The sequence below is a fragment of the Hymenobacter sp. B81 genome, from assembly GCF_044628455.1.
Taxonomy (GTDB): Bacteria; Bacteroidota; Bacteroidia; order Cytophagales; family Hymenobacteraceae; genus Solirubrum.
Genome location: NZ_JBIYZW010000001.1, coordinates 1,086,853 through 1,108,245, shown reverse-complemented (window position 1 = coordinate 1,108,245; position 21,393 = coordinate 1,086,853). Strand labels below are relative to the sequence as shown.

Below are 21,393 nucleotides of genomic sequence, written 5' to 3'. Positions count from 1 at the left end.
TCGGGCGGCATTATTGGTTGGCGGTGGGAGGGAGCAGCACGGTTTTGATGCAGTTGTCCAGCTTGGCCGAGAACATGCGGTAGCCGTCGGCCACTTCTTCCAGGGGCAGGCGGTGGGTAATCATTCCCTTGGGGTTGAGCACGCCGTTCTGCACGTGCTCGATCAGACGCGGCAGCAGGCGCTTCACCGAGGCCTGGTTGGCCCGCACGGTGAGGCCCTTGTTGAGCACGTTGCCGATGGGTACCAGGTTATCGGTGGGGCCGTACACGCCCACGATGCTCACCACGCCGCCCTTCTTCACCGAGTTGATGGCCCAGTGCAGCGCGGTGGCCGAGCCGGCCTGCAGCAGCAGCTTGCGGCCGGTGATGGTTTGCATGGTGTTGCCGGCGGCTTCGGCCCCCACGGCGTCAATCACGCAGTCGGGCCCGAGCCAGTCGGTGATTTTCTTGAAGAATACCACCGGGTCGCCCATCTCATTGAAGTTGTAGGCCTCGCAGTAGGAGTAGTTGCGGGCAAACTCCAGGCGGTAGTCTTCCTGGTCCACAATCATGACGCGGCCGGCGCCGAACAGCCAGGCGCAGCGGGCGGCCATGATACCAATGGGACCGGCGCCGAACACCAGCACGGTGTCGCCCTTCTGAATGCCGGCCATTTCGGCGGCCTGGTAGCCGGTGGGCACCACGTCGGTGAGCAGCACGGCATCATCCAGGTCCATGCCCTCGGGAATGATAGTCGGGCCCACGTTGGCGTAGGGCACGCGGCAGTACTCGGCCTGCCCGCCGTTGAACCCGCCGGCGGTGTGCGAGTAGCCGTAGATGGCGCCCACGGCCGTAGCTTCGGTGTTCGACTCGTGGCAGTTGCCGAACATGCCCTGGCGGCAGAAGTGACACTCGCCGCAGGAGATGTTGAAGGGCACAATCACCCGGTCGCCTACCTTGACCTTGGTGACTTCGGCACCCACTTCCACCACCTCACCCACAAACTCGTGGCCGAAGGTGCTGCCCACGCGGGTATCGGGCACGTTGCCGTTGTAGAGGTGCAGGTCGGAACCGCAGATGCAGGTGCGCAGCACGCGCACGATGGCGTCCTGCGGGTGCTTGATTTCCGGCATGGGCTTCTGCACGGCACGGACCCTTTTCGGGCCCCGGTAATCCATGGCTAGCATAGGTATCTTGGTTTAGGGGGTGAGTGGGAAGCAGAGGGCCCGCCCCGGCCTGCTGCGGCCCCGGCGCGTAGCCGACGACCCGAGCAGCACCGTAACGGGATGCAACTAGTACTGACCTGTATTTTTAAGGTTGCAACAGCCCCGATACGGGCAGGGAAATAAGGGTTAATGCGGTTGCGACTCAGTATTTATACCTAGGATAGTGGCCCACGGTAGCGCAGCGCGGCCAGGGGTGAGTATAACGCAAACCGGCTCCCGGCGCAGAGGCCGGGAGCCGGAAAGGCAAAGCAGCTGACTGCCGAGTAGCTACGGGAGCCTGGCGCGCAGCAAAGGGCGCAGGCTGTCGGCCATGACGCGGGCGGCCAGGGCCTGACCGCGCGGGTTCCAGTGGGTATCGGTGGTGTAGTACAGCGCCTGAGTGGGCTGGGCCAGGGCCTGCCGGCGCAGGGGCGTCACCAGGTCGATGGTACGCACGCCGCGGCGGTGCAGGGCCGCGTATAGCCGCTCGGTAAAGCCCCCGCGGAAGGGCACCGCGGCCGGTAGCCGCTCCCGGTAGATGGTACTTTTGTCGGGGCCGGCGGCAAACACCAGCACCACGCCGCGCTGCCGCAGCGCCTGGCCGACCTGGGCAATGCGGTCGGCAATGGCTTCCAGGTCGGCGTCGGGTAGCGGGGTGGGGCGCAGGCCCTCCTCTTCGTTGGCCAGAAACTGCATGGGGGCCACGCCAGCGGGCAAATCGCGGCGGCCCAGCAGCACGGTGGTGTCGCGCCGGCCCAGGGTGCGCCAGGTCAGCTCGCTCATGGTGCGCTGCAGCGGCCGGCGCATGGGCGACGACTCGGTCAGGTACTTATCCAGGTTTTCGGGCCAGAGCACCGAGCCGCGCCAGTCCGCGTACAGCGCCTTGACGGGGTTGGCGGGCGGGCGCAGCTCACCCCGGCGCTGGTCAAACCAGCGAATAAACTCGTCGGTGTTGATGCCGCCCTCGGTACGCTCCCACACCACCACGCGGGCCGAGCGGAAGTCGGCGGCGGGCGCGTCGAGAAAGCGGGCCATGCTCAGGGTGCCGCGGCCGGCAATGGAGGCGTTGCCCACCGAGGCACCCAGGTAGCGGGCCAGGCTGTCGCCGATGACGGAAAAGGTAAAGAACGAGTCGCCGCAGAGCGCCACTTCATACGGGGGCTGGGAAGCGGTGCGCACGAAGCCCTCGGCGTCGGTGGCAATCCAGCGGCGGGTGGTGTCTTCGTGGGCCGCGTAGGGCGCCGAGAGCGAGGCCACGTTCAGGCGGTCGGCCATGATGGGCTGCAGCGGCACGTGCTGGCGGGGCAGGTTGGGGTGGGCGCCCAGAATGCGGGCCCCCTGCATGTGGCGCCAGCTTTTCAGGCCCGGGTTCTGCAGGCGGGCCACGCCGTCGCCCACCAGCAGGGCCAGCCAGCACAGGCCGGCCACGGTGGTCACGGCCCGGATGCCGCGGGCCGTGCCGCGGGGCGTCAGGGCATGATGGTCGGCGGGGTGGTAGGGCGGGCCAAAGAAGATGCGCGTGAGCCGGGTGCGAAGCGCAATAAGGTGCTGCTGCATGATCGGGAGTAGCTAGAAATAGAGCCGCTTAAAACTGGAAGTACAGGAAGGGGCTGTTCTGCTGCGTCATGATGAGCACCACGCTCACCACCAGCCCCAGGCCGTAGACCACCGCCGTGCGCCAGTTCAGGCGCACCGGCTGCTGCCACAGGTTGGGGTAGCTCATCGACACGATGGTGGCGAAGGTCAGGAAGGCCAGGCCCAGGGGCTGGGCCAGGTCGAGGGGCTGCACGGGCTGCCCGCCGTGGTAGCCCACCAGGTTGCCCAGCACGCGGAAGGCCGTGGGCAGGTCGGCGGCGCGGAAAAACACCCAGCCCACCAGCACCAGCAGGAAGGTGGCCAGGCGCTGGCCCCATACCGGCAGCTGCTTGAGCGGGTGCCGCTCGCCCAGGGCGCGCTCCAGGGCCTGCAGCACGCCGTGGTAGAGGCCCCACACCACAAACGTCCAGGCCGCGCCGTGCCAGAGGCCGCCGAGCAGCATCACCAGAATCAGGTTCAGGTAGGTGCGGTACTTGCCCTTGCGGTTGCCGCCCAGCGGCACGTAGAGGTAGTCGCGCAGCCACGAGGAGAGCGAGATGTGCCAGCGCCGCCAGAAGTCCTGCACGCTCACCGACTGGTAGGGCGAGTTGAAGTTCTGGATAATCTCAAACCCGATCATCAGCCCCAGGCCCACGGCCATGTCGGAGTAGGCCGAAAAGTCGAAGTAGATCTGCATGGTGTATGCCAGCGCCCCCAGCCAGGCGTCGCCCACGGTGGTGCCGGCCGGGGCATTGAACACGGCATCGGCCAGCGGGGCCACGTTGTCGGCGATGATGAGCTTCTTGAGCAGGCCCGTGACCAGGAACACGATGCCCACAGCAAACTTGCCCTCGGAATGGTCGCGCTGCTTGAGCTGCCGGTCCAGGTCGACGTAGCGCATGATGGGGCCGGCCACCAGGTGCGGAAACAGCGAGATAAAGCAGAAGAAGTCGACCAGGTTGTTGGCCGGCTTCACCTCGCGGCGGTAGATGTCGATGGTGTAGGACAGCGACTCGAAGGTGTAGAAGCTGATGCCCACCGGCAGAATCAGCCCGGTGATGATGGGCGCGTAGATGGGCAGGTCGAGCCAGGCGAAGGTACCGTTGAGGCTTTCGGCGAAGAAGTTGTAGTACTTGAAAAAGCCCAGCACCGAGAGGTTCACGATGATGGTCAGGGTCATCAGCAGCTTGCGCTTAGCCGGCGACTCGGTGCGGTACAGGTACTTGCCGATAACGTAGTCGGACGCCGTGGAGGCCATCATCAGCAGGCAGAAAACCGGGTTCCACCAGCCGTAGAACACGTAGCTCATGAGCGTGAGCCAGGCGTTGCGGGCCTTGATGGTTTTCAGCACGCCGTAGTAGACGATGAGCAGAATGGGCAGGTAAAAGAACAGAAAGATGTAGCTATTGAATAGCATAGCGGGCGGTCAGGCCAAAGGCGGTGGTGAACAAAAGGCGGGCGGGCCGGCATCCCGCCGGGGCGGGGTGCCGGCCCGCCGGCTGAAAAAGCGGATGAGGTTACTGGGCGGCGGGCAGCACCGTGCCGCGCACCTCGCCGAAGCCGATGCGCACCCCGTTTTTCTCGCAGTAGCCGCGCATGGTCACCGTGTCGCCGTCCTGCAGAAACTTGCGCTGCGAGCCGTCGGGCAAGGTCAGGGGCTTGGTGCCGCGCCAGTTCAGCTCCAGCATCGAGCCGTAGGAGTCGGGGCGCTGGCCGCTGATGGTGCCCGAGGCGTACAGGTCGCCCACTTCAATGGGGCAGCCGTTGGAGGCGTGGTGGGCCAGCTGCTGGGCCATGCTCCAGTACATGTACTTGAAGTTGGAGCGGCAGATGGTGGCTTCGGCGCCGCCCGGCGGGGTCAGGGTCACTTCCAGGTTCAGGTCGAGGTTGTGCTGGCCGGCCAGCTGCAGGTAGGGCAGGGGCTCGGGGTCCTGCGCGGGGCCGGCCACGCGGAAGGGCTCCAGCGCGTCCAGCGTCACCACCCAGGGTGAGATGCTGCTGCCGAAGTTCTTGGCCAGGAAGGGGCCCAGCGGCACGTACTCCCAGCTTTGCAGGTCGCGCGCGCTCCAGTCGTTAAACAAGGTCAGCCCGAAGATGTGCTCCTCGGCCTGCGCCACGGGCACGGTGTCGCCCAGCGCGGTGCCCTGGCCCACCACGAAGGCCACTTCCAGCTCGAAGTCGAGCTGCTGCGAGGGGCCGAAGGTGGGCACCGCCGCGTCGGGGGCCTTGCGCTGGCCGTTGGGCCGGCGAATGTCGGTGCCGCTGACCACGATGCTGCTGGTGCGGCCGTGGTAGCCGATGGGAATCCACTTCCAGTTGGGCAGCAGGGCATTGGCCGGGTCGCGGAACATGGTGCCCACGTTGGTGGCGTGCTCGATGCTGGAGTAGAAGTCGGTGTAGTTCTGGGGCTTTACGGGGCGCAGCATGCGCACCTCGCGCTGGCGCACGAGGCAGCTGCGCATGGCTTCCTCATTATCGCGCAGCTCGGGGTTGTCGTGGCGCAGCAGCTCCGACACGCGCTGGCGCACGGCCCGCCACACCGGGCGCCCCAGCGCGATAAAGCGGTTGAGGGAGCGGCGGCGGAACACCTTGGGCTCGGTGGGCAGGTCGAGGCCGCGGAAAAAGCCGAACTGGCTCACGGCGTACAGGTCGAGCACGTAGTCGCCAATGGCCACGCCCACGCGGGTGCCGCGCTCATCGGTTTCAAACACGCCGAAGGGCAGGTTCTGAATGGGAAAGTCGCTGCCGGGGGCAATGTCAATCCAGGAGCGCAGGGCGGGGTCGTTGAGGTTGGCCATAAGGGCAAAAGGGCGGATGATGGGCAAAGATAGAGGTGCCGCGCCAACGGCGGATACCGTGTAGCTGGACGGTCCCGCCCCCCCGCGCCCGGCATTCCCGGGGCCGCCAACCAGTCCCAAAGGGCTGGTCACGACTTTCTGAGTGCTCTGGGACAGTAGCTCGTAAGCCGCCCCGTGGCTCCCAACCGCGGAGCGGCGCCACGTCAATGGCCAACAACCTAGCAGGAATGTCCCGGAGGGCTGGTACAGTGCGCCGGAGTGCTTCCGTACTGTACCAGAGGCTTGGTACAGTGCGCCCCAATGCTCCGGGACAGTCCCAAAGCATTGAGACAGTGTGCACCAGTGCTCCGGGACAGTCCCAGAGCATTGAGACAGTGTGCACCAGTGCTCCGGGACAGTCCCAGAGCACTGGTACAGTGCGCAACAAGACTTTGGGACTGTCCCGGAGCACTGGTGCAGTGTGCAACAGCCCTTTGGGACAGTCTCAGGCCACAAAAAATCCCGAGCCCGGTGCCGCGAGCTTGAGAAAGCCTGGCAATGCCAGTACCTTACGCGGCCCCGCCGAGTGCCGGTTGTTGCTCGGGTTGCTGATGAGGCTTTAGTAGCATCCCGCCTACCGCTTTGGTGTGGTACCGCTATAGCAAGGGAATAGCGCCAACATAGGCTGAATTTGCGAATCAAATGATACTAATCGGATATTTTGACTGGGTGGTTATTGGGATTATCGTTTATTTAAATAAGAAATTTTGGAAGAAGAAAGCAGCCTCAACGATAAAGTTTACGCTTTTGGCTTCGTTGGTATTGTTGTTTGGATTGTTCCTGCCACTTATTTCTATGGTTGTAGAAATACACATCGTGAAAAATACTATTGGGATTATTGACAACTTTGAAGTATTGTACACCTTTTTTAGGTTTCCAACTTACTGGGTCTTAGGCGTTATTCAATTGATTATTATGTTGGTTCGATGGAAAAGAAATAAGGAAGCGTAATTGTCGTAGATTTTGTTTAATGATAATAATATAACCTCGCCCTCTTTCAGCTTTTGTAGCGCTTCTCGTTATGATGAATGACCAGCAGATCGAAGAATACCACAAAAAGGTAGACGACAACATCAACAAGTCCGGCTACCACATCACGTACGTATCGGGCGAGCCGGCTTTCTGCTACTCGACGGGTGTTTACCGGAGCTTTGGTATTCCGGAAATTTTCATTTCGGCGCTGCCTCCGAACTTGTCGGGCGAACTGGTAACAAACTATATCAACAAGTTCAAAGACGCCGACCAGGTGCCAGTCAACCAACTGCTCGACGACCTCTCGGACCGGTTTCCGGTGTATTTAATTGCTGTCGACCCGGCCGATCTGGAAGAATACGTGCTGTCGAGTCAACGATTCTACGGGAGCCAAAATTACACTTACGTGCAATTGATTTACCCCGACACGCAGGGCTATTTTCCCCACGAACAGGGGTACGAATATGACCAGGAAATACGCGGGAATTTTCCGGGTGTGTAAACGAATCTTTTGCTGCTGTCAGCGCCGATCATGAAAGCAATCCTGCAGGACCGGAGCTTCCAACTCTCCATCCTCCTGACCCTGGTTTTCCTCGGCACCGGAATTGCCTTCCTGTTGCTGGGCCTGGCCGATTATAGCTGGGTCTTGTTTATTCTTTTGCCCATAGCCCTGGGCGTGGCCATTGGGGCAATGCCCAACCGGAAATACATTCTGTGGGGCGCCCTTGGCACCACGGCACTCGTACTCGTGTGCCTGGTCATTCCCGGGCTGTCGGGGCTGCTGTGCATCGTCATGACTCTGCCGGTGGTGGTGCCGCTGATATTCCTGGGCTACGTCATCACGCACCTGGTCAGGCGCTACCGGCAGATCAGCGACACCAACCGGCTTTCCGTCTTGCTGCTGCCGCTGGGGGTATTTCTGGTGGCCGCCCCGGCCGAGCATTATCTGAAAAAGGAAAAACAGACCGTAATAGCCGTATCAACGGAGCAGGTTTTTAACTACTCCCCGAGCAGGTGTACGACGCCATTAAATCGGTTGATACCCTGGACGCCGCCAAGCCCTACCTGATGTACTTCGACCTGCCCATTCCCACCAAGTGCGTGTTGGAAAAAGAGACAGTAGGAGGCCTGCGAACCTGTTATTTCCATGCCGGCAAGTCAAGCACCCACGACTTCGGCAGCGGAACCATCGTAGAGCGAATCACCGCGCTGGAGCGCGGGAAAGTGCTGAAGATGGACGTGGTGGATTATCAGCTGGTGGGCCGCAACTGGCTGGGCTTCAAGGAAGCCATCTACTACTTCGATGCAGTAGGCCGCAACCGGTGCAAAATGACCCGGGTCACCACCTACACGTCGGTACTGACGCCCCGGTTTTACTGGGAGCCGCTGGAAAAGCTGGGCATCAGCCAGGAGCACGATTACGTGTTTGCCAACCTGGTAAAGGACTTGCGGCAGAAGCACGGCCGCTAGCAGAGAGTGAAAAAGTAAGATGGAAGCTATAACTACCTCCGTGTCGCTGCTTTTATTTGCCGGACTTGTGTTAAGCCCAGTTTTGATACTCCGAAGAGTAACAAGCTGCACAACCCAATACAGGCTTGTTACTTATCTGGCAGCAGGAGTGATGACAACGTTACTGATAACGGTGGTCTTTGCGTGGTGGTCAGATGCTTCGGACAGTATGCTGCTGGCTCACTACGGCTACGATAGCAACGGAATAAGCGAAAGTGAATTCTATAGAGGAGTCTCCCAGGACAATATGGCGCGGGTAAAGAGCCTCGAAAACCGGGCGGCGGGAATAGGATGGCCAGTCAAGGCTGCCCTTACTTACGTGTTGTATATGCCCTATTTGTTGGTGGTTTATGCAATTGCCGGCTTCGTTAAGAGTAGCAGAAAGAAAAGCTACTCGCGACGAGTAATATAAGCAAGCAGCGCTGACGAACCGGCAATGCCGAAGTTGAATGGATGGCATTAATTTCAAGTTTCTCAGCTCTGCATTGCCTCGCCCTCAATAGTGCCACTCATGGAATCGATCGACCAGACCGCGCCGCCGTTCTACCACGGCACCAAAGCCAGCCTGCAGCCCGGCGACCTGATTGCGCCGGGCTTCCAATCCAACTACGGCGCCCGGAAAAAAGCCGCCTACGTGTACCTGACTGCTACCCTGGATGCCGCCATCTGGGGCGCCGAGCTGGCCCTGGGCCCTGGTCCCGGCCGCATCTACCTGGTCGAGCCCACCGGCCCCATTGAAGACGACCCGAACCTGACTGATAAGAAGTTTCCGGGGAATCCTACCAGGTCCTACCGCACGCGGCACCCCTTGCGGGTAGTGGGCGAGGTGGCCGAGTGGCCGGGTCACGCCCCCGAGCAGCTGCGGGCCATGCAGGAGCACTTGGAGCGCCTCAAGCAGCAGGGCATTGAGGCTATTGAGGACTGAACGGTCGCTCTGATCAACGGCTGGAAAACCACCGCGCCTTGCTGCTGCCGGCTAAACCCACTGGGGGCGCGACGCAGCTTCCCCAAATCCAGGACCGAAAAACGAACCCTTACCGAACCGAAGCTGCGGCGACAGGGGGGCTGTTCAGCCAGCCCTGGGGTTAAGAGTAGTGCACCGGCGTCGCGGCCCGAGCCTCCCAGTCCGACGTGCTCGGCCGTGCCTGCTTGGTCTGCTGCGTACCCGCCGCTGCGCTTGCCCCGCCGTAACCTTTCGGCAAACCAAGCCCAACTCCGTGTTGCTGGCCGGGCGCAGGTGCGGCCTGACTCCAGGGCAAAGTGCTGAGCCGGCGCGCCCATCCCCGTGCCGCAATAGACGGGTCCACTCGCCCGCCACTGCCAGGCGCGTACTCAACGGCTCTATATCGTGTTCATATTTTACTGCCCGGATGCCTTTGGCTTGATGTTGACTATTAGGCTTTTATCCGCTGTTGCAACTTATATTTTTCATACCTGAGTTCGATAAATTTCAACCGGGAAAAGCGCCGGTTTTCTTTACTGAGCTACTCGTCCCGCGAGCAGGCCTCTACCTGGTTCACCCAGCCAACCAGCCTACCTGCAGGCCTTAACCGCCGGCTGCCGTTGACGAGGACAATACCTGCCGAATCAGCTGGAGCGGGTTTCTGCACCGGCCTCGTCATTACCGCGGGCACCGGATTCGGTGCCCACTTCAGGCCTGCAGCGGGTTGCCCAGGCGTTGAAACCGCCTGCGCAGTATGGCCCCGAGTAGCCTCGTTCCTGCTACGCGTTTCGATTGCCTGCACTTTTTCCCTTCCGCATGTTTTCATCTCTACTTCCTTCGGCCGCTTGGCGGCTACTCGGGCTGGGTGTCACCCTGCTGAGCCTGCACAGCCCCCTCTCGGCCCAGACCCGCGTGCTGTTTGTCGGCAACAGCTTCACGCACGGTCAGTTCACGCCCGCGCTGTACTACAACTCCGCCGCCATTACGGACGTCAATTTCGGCCTGCCCGCGGGGCACCCGCGGGCCCACGACCCTGGCATGCTGCCGGCATTCGGCGGCGTGCCGGGCATTTTCAAGAAGTTCACGACCCAGGCCGGGCTGAGCTATGACGTAACCATTGAAGCCGTCAGCGGCACCTCGCTGCAGTTCCACCACACCAATGCCTTGTCGGTGCTCACGCAGCCGGGCTGGGACCAGGTGGTCCTGCAGGAACAAAGCACGCGGCCGGTGCCCACGGCGCGCGGGGGCAACCCGGCCTTGTTCTACGACTATTCCTCCCGCCTCGAGCAGGCTATCCACGGCGCCAACCCGGCCGCCCGGGTCTACCTCTACGAAACCTGGGCCCGCCCTGACTTTACCTACCCGGCCGGCTCCCGCTACGCCGGTCTGCCCATCGACTCCATGGCCCAAGACCTGCACCGGGCCTACAGCCAGGCTTTCACCACGAACGGCCGCTACGCCGCCGTGGCCCACGTAGGCGACGCCTGGCTCCGGGCCATCACGACGGGAGTGGCCACGCGCAACCCCTACGCCCCCGACCCGAGCAAAATCAACCTGTGGGGCAGCGACCATATTCACGCCAGCAAATGGGGTAGCTACCTCAACGCCCTGGTGCTGTTTTACCAGCTGACCACGGTGGACCCGCGCACCCTCGGCGGCGGCGAATTGGCCGCCGCCGACCTGGGCATTACGCCGGCGCAGGCGGTGGCGCTGCAGCAAGTTGCCTACCAGCAGGTTGCGTCTCCCCATACGCCTACGGCCTTTACGCCCGGCAACGTAGCGGTGGTTCGGGTGGGCGACGGCTCGGCGCCGCTTACGACCGCCGCCACGCCCGAGTTTGTGGACGAGTACACACTCAATGGTGCCCTGGTGCAAACCCTTGCCTTGCCCACGGCCGACAACGGCACCGTCCGCGCTTTCACGAACAGCGGCACGGCGACGTCGGACGTGCTGACCCGCACGGCCGATGGGCGCTACCTGCTGCTGACCGGCTACCACGCCGTGCCCGGCACGACCGGTATCGTTACTTCCCCGGTGGCCACCAACAACCGCTTGGTGGCGCGCATCGCGGCCGATGGCAGCGTGGATACCAACACCCGCATCAGCGACGCCTTTTCCGGAACCAACGTCCGCGCGGCGGTGAGCACCGATGGCAACGCGTTTTACGTGTCCGGGGGCAACAGCGGCATCCGCTACGTGCCCTTTGGCAACCCGGGGCCGACCACGGCGCTGAGTGCCGGCCCGGTGGTGAACTTCCGCGTATTGGGCATTGCCGACGGCCAGCTCTACGCCACCTCAGCCACCAATGCCAACTATGGCCTGAACCAGATCGGTACCGGGTTGCCCACGGCGGCCGGCGCGGCCGTGGCGCTGCTGCCGGGCTTTCCCACGGCCAGCGGCCCGAGCGCCTACGGCTTCTACCTGGCCGATCTGAGCCCAGCCGTACCGGGCGTGGACGTGGCGTACATTGCCGACGACCGGGCCACGAGCGACGGCGGCATTCAGAAGTGGAGCCTGGTGGGCGGCAGCTGGACTCTCAACGGGACCATCGGCGGCTCCACGGCCGCCCTGTTGCGTGGTCTGACGGGTATGCGCACCGGCACGGCCGTGCAGCTAGTGGCCAGTGGCGGCGGAGGGCTCTACACCGTCGCCGACCAGGCCGGCTACAACGCTGCGCCCAGCACGGGTAGCCTGCCTGCGCCCTTCGTGACGCGGGCAGCCAACACCGCCTTCCGGGGCGTGGCCCTGACGCCGGTGGCCACGCCGCTGGCCACTACCGCGCCGGCCGAGGCCCCGCAAATAGCCGTGTTTCCGAATCCTGCCGCCAACCAGTTCACCGTGCACCTCGCTGGGACCAGCGGCACTGTGCGAGCCACCCTGTTCAACTTGCTGGGGCAGCCAGTGGCCGAGCGGCACGGCCGGGGCAATACCTTCACCTTCGAGCTGGGCGAGGTGGCCAACGGCGTGTATGTGCTGCGCGTGCAAACGGCAGCGGGCGTGAGCAGCCGCAGGGTAGAGGTGCGGCGGTAAGAGCCCGTGCGCGTTTAAAACAAGCCCTGGCCCTTGCCTGCCGACAGGACAAGGCCCAGGGCTTGTCGGCTTTCTTGGGGTGACGCAGTTGGCCACCACTATGCGCGCGCGGCTTCCTTTGAGAGCGAAACCCCCGCGGGGCTCGTCCACCACCCCCCGGCAAGGCAGCGAAGACAGGTAGTTTGTCCGGCCTGGTCTTTGGCAGCCAGGCTGATATCAAGACTTATAACTCAGCGCTGCTGTGGTCGTATCGTGGCCGTACGTGCCCGCTTGTTTTCAAAGGCAGAAGATGCGCCGTCCCGCAGATCGTTGCGCGGCTGAACCTGAGCGGGGCAAGCCGGTTATGGTTGCGATGTTCGGCGGCGGCTCCGACGGCCTTGGCTCCCCAAGCCGGCATGCCCGAACTCTTTCTTCTAAACCCAAATCAGGATGAAGTCTACCCTTGTTTTCGCGGCTGCGCTGACTGCGTTGGCGGTTCCGGCACTGGCCCAAACCGCTCCCCCGGTTGCCGCACCGCGCGTGGTCGCCGACCAGATTCCCACCAAGCAAGGCCCGCTCACGGTGCAGCCCATCACGCACGGCAGCGTGGTGCTGACGTGGAACGGCAAGACCATTTACGTGGACCCCTACGGCGGCGCCCCGGCCTATACCGGGCTGGCTACGCCCGACGTAGTTTTAATCACCGATATCCACGGCGACCATATGGACCCGAAAACCCTGGCGGGCCTCTCCCTGAGCAAGGCCGTGCTGGTGGTTCCCCAGGCGGTGGCCGAGCAGCTGCCGGCCGAATACAACAAACAGGTGCGCGTGCTGCGCAACGGCCAGCAGCTCGACACCCTGGGCCTGCGCGTGTCGGCCATACCCATGTACAACCTGCCCGAAGCACCCGACGCCATGCACCCCAAAGGCCGGGGCAACGGCTACGTGCTGACGATGGGCGGCAAAAACGTGTACCTGTCGGGCGACACCGAAGACATTGCCGAGATGCGCGCCCTGAAGAATATCGACGTGGCGTTTGTGTGCATGAATCTGCCCTACACCATGGACGTGCAGCAGGCCGCCCAAGGCGTACTGGCCTTCAAGCCCGGCATCGTTTATCCCTACCATTACCGGGGGCAAAACGGTCTGAGCGACGTGAACAGCTTCCGGAAAACAGTTAACGCGGTGAATAAGAGAATTGACGTGCGGCTGCGCAACTGGTATTCAGCGGCCCAGTAAGCTGGCTGATTAACGAAGAAGGCCCTGCCGAGTCAGCTGACTTGGCAGGGCGTTCTTGGCTTTTCAAGCGGCTCCCGAGGTTAGCGCTGGCGGCAGCGGCGGTTAAAGCCGCTTGCTGGAGCCAAAGCCGTTAATCGGTAGTCGAGAAGCATCTTCCCAGGACCTGCGCGGCTGCCTGAGACAGTCCGGAATGCCCGCAAGCGGCGGCCATTGCCCCGGCAGGAAGGAGCACTATTTGCGCGGGGCAATTTTCCACAGTTCGCCGCTGGCCTCATCCGTGACCACGTACAGCGCCCCGTCCAGGCCCTGGCGCACGTCGCGGATGCGTTGCTTGCGGTCGGAGAGCAGGCGCTCCTCGCCCGTCACGCGGCCGTTTTCAAGCTGCAGGCGCACCAGCTCCCGATCCTTGAGGGCGCCGACAAACAGATTGCCGCGCCAGGCCGGAAACGCGTCGCCGGAGTAAAACTGCGCGCCCGACGGCGCAATGACCGGGTCCCAGTAATATACGGGGTCCACGTAGCCGGTCTTGGTTGTCACGGCGTTGGGAACGGGTTCCCCCGAGTACTCCTCGCCGAAGGTCACCAGCGGCCAGCCGTAGTTTTTGCCCCCCTCGAGGCGGTTCAGCTCGTCGCCGCCCTGCGGGCCCATGTCCACCGACCAGAGCTGGCCCTGGGCGTCGAAAGCCAGTGATTGAACGTTGCGCTGGCCCACCGTCCAGATTTCCGGCAGCGCGCCGGCCTGCCGGGCGAAGGGGTTACCCGGGGCTGGCTGGCCGTCGGCGGTGAGGCGCAGGGTTTTGCCCATGTGGCTGTTCATCTGCTGGGCCTGGGGCCGGATTTCCAGGTCCGAACGTTCCCCCAGGCTCACGAACAGCAGCCCATCGGGCCCAAACGCGAGACGGGAGCCGTAGTGCTTGTCGCCGTCGTAGGCGGGTAGTGCCCGGAAAATCACCCGCACCTGGGTCAGGCTTCGCCGGTCGGCGGAAAGCACGCCTTTGGCCACGCTGGTGGCGTTGCCGGTGGTTCCCCGGGGCTCGGAAAACGACCAGTAGATCGTCTGATCCGCGGCGAAGTTCGGGCTCAGCGCCACGTCGAGCAGGCCCCCCTGGCCCTTGGCGTAGACCGCGGGCAACCCCTTGATGGGGGCGCCCAACTGGCCCGTGGCCGACACGACGCGCAACCTGCCCGGTTTTTCGGTAATCAGCAAGTCACCGTTGGGCAGCGGCTCCACGGCCCAGGGGTTCGAAAGCCCCTTGGCCAGCACCGTCACCGCGAAGGTGGTATCTGATTGAAGCTTAGCGGCCCGGGTTTGCTGGGGAAAGGTCGGTTGCTGCTCGGGCACGTTGGCGGGCCGGGTTTCGAGCGGGGCGCGGCCGTCAGGGGCAGTGGCCTGCACCGGGGTTTCCCCGTTGGTTTGGGCGCGCTGCTCCTGGCCGGAGCGGTTGCAGGCGGCACCGAGGCCAAGTAGCAGCAGGGCGGAGGCACTAAGTAGGCGGCGTTGGTTCATGGGATGGAATGTTGAAAGGTCGTGGCGGGCTGTTGCGTAGTACAGCCCCCGTTGGATACGCAACTGACCGGGTACTGTTCTTTTGCTCGGGAGCCCGACCTGATTTCGCCCAAAACTTGCCCGGGAAGCGCCTTGCTGGTGCGGGAAACAGTCGGGTGGTGCCCGAGTGGCTCGCAGAAAAACTATCCATGCTCTGGTAGCGCCGGGCCGCTTACCCGCCGCCGAACGCGGGCTATCCGGCCAGTCGTAGGGAACTGCCGCATGCTCAGGTTTTCGGCAGCGGCCCTATGTGTTGCCGCCACCAGGCCAGAAACCTTACGTCGGTGGGCCGGGCGGCCTGTGCTTTTTGCTGCAGAATGACCTCGGCGCGCAACAGCGGCAGCCCTTGGTGCCACTGGCAGCCGGCTGCGAAGTCCGGCCACGCCAGGTCGTCGTTTTCGTAGGCGCAATCGAGCACGGCCCCAGCCCGGCGGGCACGCAGGTAGTACCTGCCCACCAGGGCAGAGCCGTGCAGGGGCAGCGGCACCGGCTGCTCCCAGAGCGTGACGCGCCAGCCGGCGGCCTGCAGCAGCTGGGTCAGTTGGCTGAGCAAAACCGGATCGGGCGGCAGCTGCAAGTCGCAGTCGTGCACCAGCCGGCGCGGCACCCGCGGGTACCGCAATCGGAGCGCGAAGGTGCCCATCACTACCATCGGCAGGCCGGCAAGAGCGAGGGTTTGCAGGGTGCGCAGGTACCGCTGCTCCTAGGCGGCGGTCATGGCACGGGCACCGCCGTGGCCCGGCTGAGTACTTGGCTGTCGGGGTCCCAGTCGCCGGCCAGGGTGCCGTCCGAGTGCAAAATCAGCTTCTGCAGCACGCCGGTGGCGTTGGCCGCCTGCAGGGCGGGGTAGCTGCTGGTTTCAAAGATTACCTCGGTGCCCTGCCAGCGGTAATGCTCGTTGTAGTAATAGTAGCCGAAGGTGCTGCCCACGTACTGCCAGCCCGCCCGCGGCTGCTCCAGCGCGGGCACCACGGCCGCGAGCAAGGGTTCGATGGGCACCCGCTGCGCCTCAATCCAGGTGGTAAACACGTTCGGCAGGTAGCTGCCTTCCAGTCGGCTCAGCTCCCGAAACACCACCCGGCGCACGCCCAGCCCGGCCGCCCAGGCCAGGTAGCGCTCCACGTCGGGCAGGGTGGCAATGCCGGCGCGAGTGAGAATGCACGAATTCTTGACCACCACGTGCCGGTGCAGCCCGCGCACGGTGGCCGCGTAAACGGCGTTGTGACGGATGGCCTGGTTGCGGTTGAAGCGCATGATCTGCTGGTTCACGGCTTCGTCGTCGTGGCAGCGCGAGAGTTCCAGGCGGGTTAATCCGAAAGCCTGCAGGGCGGGAGCCAGGTCGGGACTGCGCACGAAGCCGCTGCCATTGGTGTAGAGCACCTTCTCGTCGAACACGCTGCCGGCCGCCTCCAGGGCGCCGAGGCAGGCCAGCAGCTCGCGCAGCCACTGCGGCTCGGCCGTGGCTTCCAGGCCCGAGAGACTCAGGCCCAGCGGGAACGTACGGAACGGTCGCAGCACCTCCCGCAGCCGGGCAAAGTAAGCCGGGTAGTCGTCGATGAGGCGCCGGGCCGTGAGCTGGTGCCCGTCGTAGCGCTGCAGCTCCTCGGAGCAGAAGGCGCAGTGGGCCGTGCAGCGCACCGCGTTGGCAAAGGGCGTGAAGGTGAGGCCCGGCCGCAGCCGCCAAAGCTGACCAAAGGCTTCCACGGCAACCGGCGCGGTGGGCTGATACAGGCGCCAGGCCTGGTGCCGGAAGTGCGTCAGCTCGGCAGAGGTGGCCGCTACGCGGAATTGGTTGCGCGGCGAAGTCATTCAGTAAGACTCTTAATAGCTGTTCGGGGGCTCGGCCGCTGGGCCGGCGCCCGGAACGCCATCGGCAAAGTAGTTGGATTCACTCAACGAGACGGCGCCGGTTGCGTTTGCCGCGCCAGCTCCTGGTACTGGTCTAGGCAACTCCCAGTTGCGCTTTGGCCCCGCTGATGTGGGCCGCATCCTGGGTTTCAACCGCGAAGAACCCGTAGGCCAGGGGAGCCGCGGCGGCCCGCTCAATGGTCTGGGCGAACAGCTGGTCCCAGGTGTGGCCACCCAGCCGGCGGTACTCGGCGATGAGTGCTTTCAGGCTGGCTTCGCCGAAAACGGTAACGTGGCCGGAAAAGTCCTGAGCAATATCACCCAAGTGGGCGGTCGACCAATCAATTATTCCGGAAACCGTGCCGTCGGGCGTGGTGAGCACGTGCCCTGCGTATAAATCACCGTGAATAAACCGGGTAAAGTCAGGCCAGAGCGCATCATTGTCGAGCCATTTGTTATACCGGATTTCTAGTGCGTGGCTGAGGCCTAACTCTGATTTTACGAGCTGGAGCCGGGCGGCAATTTCCGCCCGAAGCCCGACCGGCTCCACGATTTTTAAGTTGTTTTCACGGACTTCGGCCCGGGGCACGGCGTGCAGCTCCACCAGGGCCCGGGCCAGCGAGGGAACGTAGCGTGGACTGTGCTGGTCCATGTGCCAGCTCACGGCGTAGGTCTGCGCATCGAAAGTCAGCGCGGGCTGGTCGCGCAGCAGGGGGTAGGCTACCAGCTCGGAGGTGGCAATCTGCCAATCGGGCACCTGCACGGAAAGGTGCTTGCCGACCAGCTGCAGAATGCGCTGCTCCTGGAGAATCTGCTCGTCCAGCCCCGCGCGCCGGGGAATGCGCAGCACCCAGGGCCTGCCCTGCTGGTCGGTGGCGAAACCGACCCTGAAGTCGATGCCCATCTCGTTGAATTGCACCTCGCCGGCCAGCCGCAGGCCGTGGTTTTCGGCGAGCTGCCGCAGGTCGTTGAATCCCATGGTTCCGAGCGATTTGGTAACAGCCGCGGGGCGAAATGCCTCGCGCCCCGGGGCTACCGGTTAAACCAGCAGCCGCGGGGCGCGACGCAGCTTTCAAAAAACGAAAACCAAAAACGAAATCTACCGAACCTGGCCGGCGGGCTGCAGGGTGTTGGCAGCATTCACGGCCTCCACCGCCCGGATTTCGGGCACGGCGCGCTTCACCGACTCTTCCACGCCCGCCTTCAGGGTCATCGGCGACATGGGGCAGGTACCGCAGGCGCCCATCAGCTCCAGGCGCAGCACCAGGTCGTCGGTAATGTCGAGCACGCGCACATTGCCGCCGTCGGCTTCCAGGTAGGGGCGAATGTTATCGAGCGCCTGTTCGACGCGCGACAAGAGCGGATGATCGTTTAGGGTAGCTGCTGCCATACTCTCAAGACACTTGGACCGGCCACGAAGTTCGCACATTCGCGGCAACTCGGCCCGCTTACTTCACTTCGACTACCTGGGTGCGCGGGGCCACGGCGTTGCGGATGGATACCTGCCGGGCCACTTCCTCGGCCAGCTGGGCAAACAGCTCGGCCGTGGGCGTGCCCGGGTGCATAATGGCCGGAATGCCCGCGTCGCCGTTTTCGCGGATGCTCTGCACCAGCGGAATCTGGCCCAGCAAGGGCAGGTCGTGCTTCTCGGCCAGGGCACGGCCGCCGCCTTCCCCGAAGATGAAGTACTTGTTGTCGGGCAGCTCGGCGGGGGTAAACCAGGCCATGTTCTCCACCACGCCCAGCACCGGCACGTTGATCTGCGGCTGGCGGAACATCTGCAGGCCCTTCTGGGCGTCGGCCAGGGCCACTTTCTGCGGCGTGGTCACGATGACGGCCCCGGTTACGGGCACCGTTTGCACCAGCGTGAGGTGAATGTCGGAGGTGCCGGGGGGCAAATCGAGCAGCAGGTAGTCCAGCTCGCCCCAGTCGACTTCGGTAATGAACTGCTTGAGCGCCGACGAGGCCATGGGACCGCGCCACACAATCGCGCTTTCGGCCGGGGCCAGGAAGCCGATGCTCATGATTTTGATGCCGTACTGCTCGATGGGCTCGATCAGGTTGCGGCCGTCGGGGCCCTGAAACACGTGGGGACGCGATTCTTCCACGTTGAACATGGTGGGCATCGATGGGCCGCTGATGTCGGCATCGACCAGGCCCACTTTGGCACCGGTGCGGGCCAGGGCCACGGCCAGGTTGGCCGTGACGGTACTCTTGCCCACGCCGCCCTTGCCCGAGGCAATGGCAATGATGTTTTTGACGCCGGGCAGGATGTCGCGGTTCTGGCGCATGCTGGTCACCCGCGAGGTCATGTTCACCGTCACCTGGGCGTCTTTGTGCACCATGGTGGTGATGGCGCGCACGCAGGCGTTTCGGATCAGGTCTTTGAGGGGGCAGGCGGGCGTGGTCAGAATCACGGTGAACGAGACGTTCAGGCCGTCGATCTGCACGTCCTCAATCATGTTGAGCGTCACGAGGTCCTTGCCCAGATCGGGCTCTTCCACGTAGCTCAGCGCTTTCAGTACGTCTTCTTGGGTAATGCTCATAGCTGGGAAACCGGCCCGCCGCCTAGGCCGCCGGAGGGGCAAAGATAACCCGGAAACCGCCGCGAAAGTTGGCGCCGCCCAAACACCGGGGCCGGTGCTTGTTTGTACCTTCGTGGTCCTTTCCCGCTTTTTCCGCTGCCGTGGCCCTCATTCCCAAAGAAACCATCGACCAGGTCCTCCACTACGCCGACATCGTGGAGGTAGTGGGCGACTTCGTCACGCTCAAGAAAAAGGGCCAGAACCTGTGGGCCTGCTGCCCCTTCCACCACGAAAAGTCGCCCTCGTTCTCGGTGGCGCCGGCCAAGGGCATCTACAAGTGCTTCGGCTGCGGCAAGGCCGGCGACGTGGTGCGCTTCGTGATGGACATCGAGGGCGTGAGCTACCCCGAGTCGATTAAGTGGCTGGCCAAGAAGTACGGGGTCGAAATCAAGGAAGAAGAGCGCACGCCCGAGCAGCAGCTGGCTCAGAACGAGCGGGACTCGCAGTTCATCATCTCCGACTGGGCCAAAAACCGCTACCACCACCTGCTGCAGGAGTCGGAGGAAGGGGAGAGCATCGGCTGGGCCTACCTCAAGGAACGCGGCCTCAACCAGCAAACCATTCAGACCTTCGAGCTGGGCTACTCGCTGGATAAGTGGGACGACGTGCTCAACGAAGCCCAGAAAGCGGGCTTCGATTTGAAGTACCTGGAGAAAACCGGCCTGGTGATTCGGCGCGAGGAAGACGGCCGGCGCTACGACCGGTTCCGCGGCCGGGTGATGTTCCCGATTCACAACATCTCGGGCCGCGTGGTGGGCTTCGGGGCCCGCACCCTGCGCCGCGACGACAAGGCCGGGGCCAAGTACCTGAACTCGCCCGAGTCGGACATCTACCACAAGTCCGACGTGCTCTACGGCCTCTTTCAGGCCAAGCAGGCCATCCGGCAGGAGGAATTGTGTTACCTGGTGGAGGGCTACCTTGACGTCATCAGCCTCTACCAGGGCGGGGTCAAGAACGTGGTAGCCTCGTCGGGTACCTCGCTCACCGAGGGCCAGATTCGCCTCATTGCCCGCTACACCGACAACATCACGGTGCTCTACGACGGCGACGCGGCCGGCATCCGGGCGGCGCTGCGCGGCCTCGATTTGATTCTGGAAGGCGGCCTGAACGTGCGCGTGGTGCTGTTTCCCGACGGCGAAGACCCCGACAGCTACATCCGCAAGGTGGGCGACGCGCGCTTCCGCCGGTTCGTGGAGGAAAACAGCCAGGACTTCATCAGCTTCAAAACCCAGCTGGTGGCCCGCGAAGCCGCCCAGGACCCGGTAAAGAAGGCCGAGGCCATCCGGGAAGTGCTGCAGAGCATTGCCAAGGTGCCCGACCCGCTCAAGCGCCAGGTGTTTCTGCAGCAAACCAGCACCACCTTCCACATCGACGAGCAGGTGCTCATCGGCGAGTACAATAAGCTGGTGAAGCAGTCGGCACCCGGCCCCCGCGCCGCCGGCAGCCCCGCCACTGCCGACCGCCGCCCCGCGGGCAACCGCCCCAGCGCCGCCGACCGCCACGCGCCCTCGCAGACGGTTGTCACGCCCCAGGGCCTGAGCCAGCGCCCCGCCGACGGCTCCATGCCCGACGAGGCCTACGGCTTCGTGGAGGACGACGTGGCTGAGGACACCGATGTGCTGCCCGATGTGCAGATGAGCGTGGAGCGCGAAATCGTGCGGCTGGTGCTCAACTACCCCGCCCAGCAGCTGCACGAGGGCGTGACGGTGGCCGAGTACCTGCTGGGCCAGACCGACGAGACGCCCTTCCGCACGCCCATCTTCGCCGACTTGCTGCATCTGTGCCGCGAAACCCTGGCCGCCGGCAAGTTTCCCGACGCCCGCGAGCTGGTGCGCCACCCCCGGGCCGACATCCGCGCCGCCATCAGCGACCTGGTCACCGACCCCTGGGAGCTGAGCCCGAACTGGATTACGCACTCCATCTACGTGCCCCGCGAAATCGACTTGCTCCAGCAGGCCTGCGACAACGCCGTGCTGCGCTTGAACAAATGCAACGTGGAGCGCGAGCTGGCCGACTGCCTCGACGCCATGAACCAGCTCGACCCCGGCAACATCGACGAGTACCTGGCCCAGATGTCCATCTACAAGTCGCTCAAGCAGCTGGACATGCAGCTGGCCGGTTTGCTGGGCACGATTATCTCGCGGTAGC

The 21,393-nt window shown here is 63.8% G+C and carries 18 protein-coding genes; 8 read left to right on the top strand and 10 right to left on the bottom strand.

Annotated features, from left to right (window positions below; genetic code table 11):
- Positions 1-10: 10 nt before the first annotated feature.
- The 4 genes from ACE191_RS04980 to fahA all read right to left on the bottom strand — a co-directional run bounded on the left by ACE191_RS04980 (position 11) and on the right by fahA (position 5,556).
- A complete protein-coding gene (locus ACE191_RS04980) occupies positions 11-1,165 on the bottom strand; it encodes a zinc-dependent alcohol dehydrogenase (protein WP_400191080.1) in 1,155 nt (384 codons plus the stop codon).
- 306 nt (positions 1,166-1,471) lie between these two features.
- On the bottom strand, positions 1,472-2,740 hold the full coding sequence (locus ACE191_RS04975) for a hypothetical protein (protein WP_400191079.1): 1,269 nt from the start codon (positions 2,738-2,740) through the stop codon (positions 1,472-1,474).
- Between the two features lie 28 nt (positions 2,741-2,768).
- Positions 2,769-4,175: an MBOAT family O-acyltransferase gene (locus tag ACE191_RS04970; protein ID WP_400191078.1), complete on the bottom strand. Its 1,407-nt coding sequence runs from the start codon at positions 4,173-4,175 to the stop codon at positions 2,769-2,771.
- A 100-nt stretch (positions 4,176-4,275) separates the two neighbouring features.
- Positions 4,276-5,556 (bottom strand): fumarylacetoacetase, encoded by a 1,281-nt coding sequence (gene fahA / locus ACE191_RS04965; RefSeq protein WP_400191077.1) that lies wholly within the window; start codon positions 5,554-5,556, stop codon positions 4,276-4,278.
- A gap of 1,060 nt (positions 5,557-6,616) precedes the next feature.
- On the opposite strand from fahA, the gene ACE191_RS04960 reads away from it, so the two are divergent.
- The 7 genes from ACE191_RS04960 (at position 6,617) to ACE191_RS04930 (ending at position 13,267) form a co-directional block, all read left to right on the top strand.
- Complete coding sequence (locus ACE191_RS04960; protein WP_400191076.1) at positions 6,617-7,069, top strand: DUF4262 domain-containing protein; 453 nt, start codon at positions 6,617-6,619, stop codon at positions 7,067-7,069.
- A gap of 30 nt (positions 7,070-7,099) precedes the next feature.
- Positions 7,100-7,636 (top strand): hypothetical protein, encoded by a 537-nt coding sequence (locus ACE191_RS04955; RefSeq protein ID WP_400191075.1) that lies wholly within the window; start codon positions 7,100-7,102, stop codon positions 7,634-7,636.
- On the top strand, positions 7,582-8,037 hold the full coding sequence (locus tag ACE191_RS04950; protein ID WP_400191074.1) for a hypothetical protein: 456 nt from the start codon (positions 7,582-7,584) through the stop codon (positions 8,035-8,037). The genes ACE191_RS04955 and ACE191_RS04950 overlap by 55 nt, the downstream gene beginning before the upstream one ends.
- A 40-nt stretch (positions 8,038-8,077) precedes the next feature.
- Positions 8,078-8,488 carry a hypothetical protein gene (locus ACE191_RS04945; protein WP_400191073.1) on the top strand — a complete coding sequence of 137 codons (411 nt, stop codon included), beginning with the start codon at positions 8,078-8,080 and terminating at the stop codon, positions 8,486-8,488.
- A 99-nt stretch (positions 8,489-8,587) separates the two neighbouring features.
- Positions 8,588-9,001, top strand: coding sequence for an NAD(+)--rifampin ADP-ribosyltransferase (gene arr / locus ACE191_RS04940; RefSeq protein WP_400191072.1), 414 nt, complete (start codon positions 8,588-8,590; stop codon positions 8,999-9,001).
- Between the two features lie 834 nt (positions 9,002-9,835).
- Positions 9,836-12,049, top strand: coding sequence for a T9SS type A sorting domain-containing protein (locus tag ACE191_RS04935; protein ID WP_400191071.1), 2,214 nt, complete (start codon positions 9,836-9,838; stop codon positions 12,047-12,049).
- A 429-nt stretch (positions 12,050-12,478) separates the two neighbouring features.
- Positions 12,479-13,267 carry an MBL fold metallo-hydrolase gene (locus ACE191_RS04930; protein ID WP_400191070.1) on the top strand — a complete coding sequence of 263 codons (789 nt, stop codon included), beginning with the start codon at positions 12,479-12,481 and terminating at the stop codon, positions 13,265-13,267.
- A gap of 231 nt (positions 13,268-13,498) precedes the next feature.
- On the opposite strand, the gene ACE191_RS04925 is transcribed toward ACE191_RS04930, so the two are convergent.
- The 6 genes from ACE191_RS04925 to ACE191_RS04900 form a co-directional block, all read right to left on the bottom strand.
- A complete protein-coding gene (locus tag ACE191_RS04925) occupies positions 13,499-14,773 on the bottom strand; it encodes a PQQ-dependent sugar dehydrogenase (protein ID WP_400191069.1) in 1,275 nt (424 codons plus the stop codon).
- Positions 14,774-15,038: 265 nt separating this feature from the next.
- Entirely contained in the window at positions 15,039-15,455 is a 417-nt protein-coding gene (locus tag ACE191_RS04920; RefSeq protein ID WP_400191068.1) for a hypothetical protein, read from the bottom strand.
- 71 nt (positions 15,456-15,526) lie between these two features.
- Positions 15,527-16,621 carry a hypothetical protein gene (locus ACE191_RS04915; protein WP_400191067.1) on the bottom strand — a complete coding sequence of 365 codons (1,095 nt, stop codon included), beginning with the start codon at positions 16,619-16,621 and terminating at the stop codon, positions 15,527-15,529.
- A gap of 133 nt (positions 16,622-16,754) precedes the next feature.
- Positions 16,755-17,639 carry an Mph(E)/Mph(G) family macrolide 2'-phosphotransferase gene (gene mph / locus ACE191_RS04910; protein WP_400191066.1) on the bottom strand — a complete coding sequence of 295 codons (885 nt, stop codon included), beginning with the start codon at positions 17,637-17,639 and terminating at the stop codon, positions 16,755-16,757.
- 120 nt (positions 17,640-17,759) lie between these two features.
- Positions 17,760-18,050: a NifU family protein gene (locus tag ACE191_RS04905; protein WP_400191065.1), complete on the bottom strand. Its 291-nt coding sequence runs from the start codon at positions 18,048-18,050 to the stop codon at positions 17,760-17,762.
- 58 nt (positions 18,051-18,108) lie between these two features.
- On the bottom strand, positions 18,109-19,206 hold the full coding sequence (locus ACE191_RS04900) for an Mrp/NBP35 family ATP-binding protein (protein ID WP_400191064.1): 1,098 nt from the start codon (positions 19,204-19,206) through the stop codon (positions 18,109-18,111).
- A 140-nt stretch (positions 19,207-19,346) separates the two neighbouring features.
- Here ACE191_RS04900 and dnaG point away from each other — a divergent pair, with 140 nt between their 5' ends.
- The gene (gene dnaG, locus ACE191_RS04895) at positions 19,347-21,392 is read left to right on the top strand and encodes a DNA primase (protein WP_400191063.1); all 2,046 of its coding nucleotides are present in this window, start codon (positions 19,347-19,349) and stop codon (positions 21,390-21,392) included.
- Position 21,393 lies beyond the last annotated feature (1 nt).

Coding starts and splice junctions, on each gene's coding strand:
- ACE191_RS04980 (WP_400191080.1), bottom strand. CDS start 1,165: ATGCTAGCCATGGATTACCGGGGCCCGAAAAGGGTCCGTGCCGTGCAG.
- ACE191_RS04975 (WP_400191079.1), bottom strand. CDS start 2,740: ATGCAGCAGCACCTTATTGCGCTTCGCACCCGGCTCACGCGCATCTTC.
- ACE191_RS04970 (WP_400191078.1), bottom strand. CDS start 4,175: ATGCTATTCAATAGCTACATCTTTCTGTTCTTTTACCTGCCCATTCTG.
- fahA (WP_400191077.1), bottom strand. CDS start 5,556: ATGGCCAACCTCAACGACCCCGCCCTGCGCTCCTGGATTGACATTGCC.
- ACE191_RS04960 (WP_400191076.1), top strand. CDS start 6,617: ATGATGAATGACCAGCAGATCGAAGAATACCACAAAAAGGTAGACGAC.
- ACE191_RS04955 (WP_400191075.1), top strand. CDS start 7,100: ATGAAAGCAATCCTGCAGGACCGGAGCTTCCAACTCTCCATCCTCCTG.
- arr (WP_400191072.1), top strand. CDS start 8,588: ATGGAATCGATCGACCAGACCGCGCCGCCGTTCTACCACGGCACCAAA.
- ACE191_RS04935 (WP_400191071.1), top strand. CDS start 9,836: ATGTTTTCATCTCTACTTCCTTCGGCCGCTTGGCGGCTACTCGGGCTG.
- ACE191_RS04930 (WP_400191070.1), top strand. CDS start 12,479: ATGAAGTCTACCCTTGTTTTCGCGGCTGCGCTGACTGCGTTGGCGGTT.
- ACE191_RS04925 (WP_400191069.1), bottom strand. CDS start 14,773: ATGAACCAACGCCGCCTACTTAGTGCCTCCGCCCTGCTGCTACTTGGC.
- ACE191_RS04920 (WP_400191068.1), bottom strand. CDS start 15,455: ATGGGCACCTTCGCGCTCCGATTGCGGTACCCGCGGGTGCCGCGCCGG.
- ACE191_RS04915 (WP_400191067.1), bottom strand. CDS start 16,621: ATGACTTCGCCGCGCAACCAATTCCGCGTAGCGGCCACCTCTGCCGAG.
- mph (WP_400191066.1), bottom strand. CDS start 17,639: ATGGGATTCAACGACCTGCGGCAGCTCGCCGAAAACCACGGCCTGCGG.
- ACE191_RS04905 (WP_400191065.1), bottom strand. CDS start 18,050: ATGGCAGCAGCTACCCTAAACGATCATCCGCTCTTGTCGCGCGTCGAA.
- ACE191_RS04900 (WP_400191064.1), bottom strand. CDS start 19,206: ATGAGCATTACCCAAGAAGACGTACTGAAAGCGCTGAGCTACGTGGAA.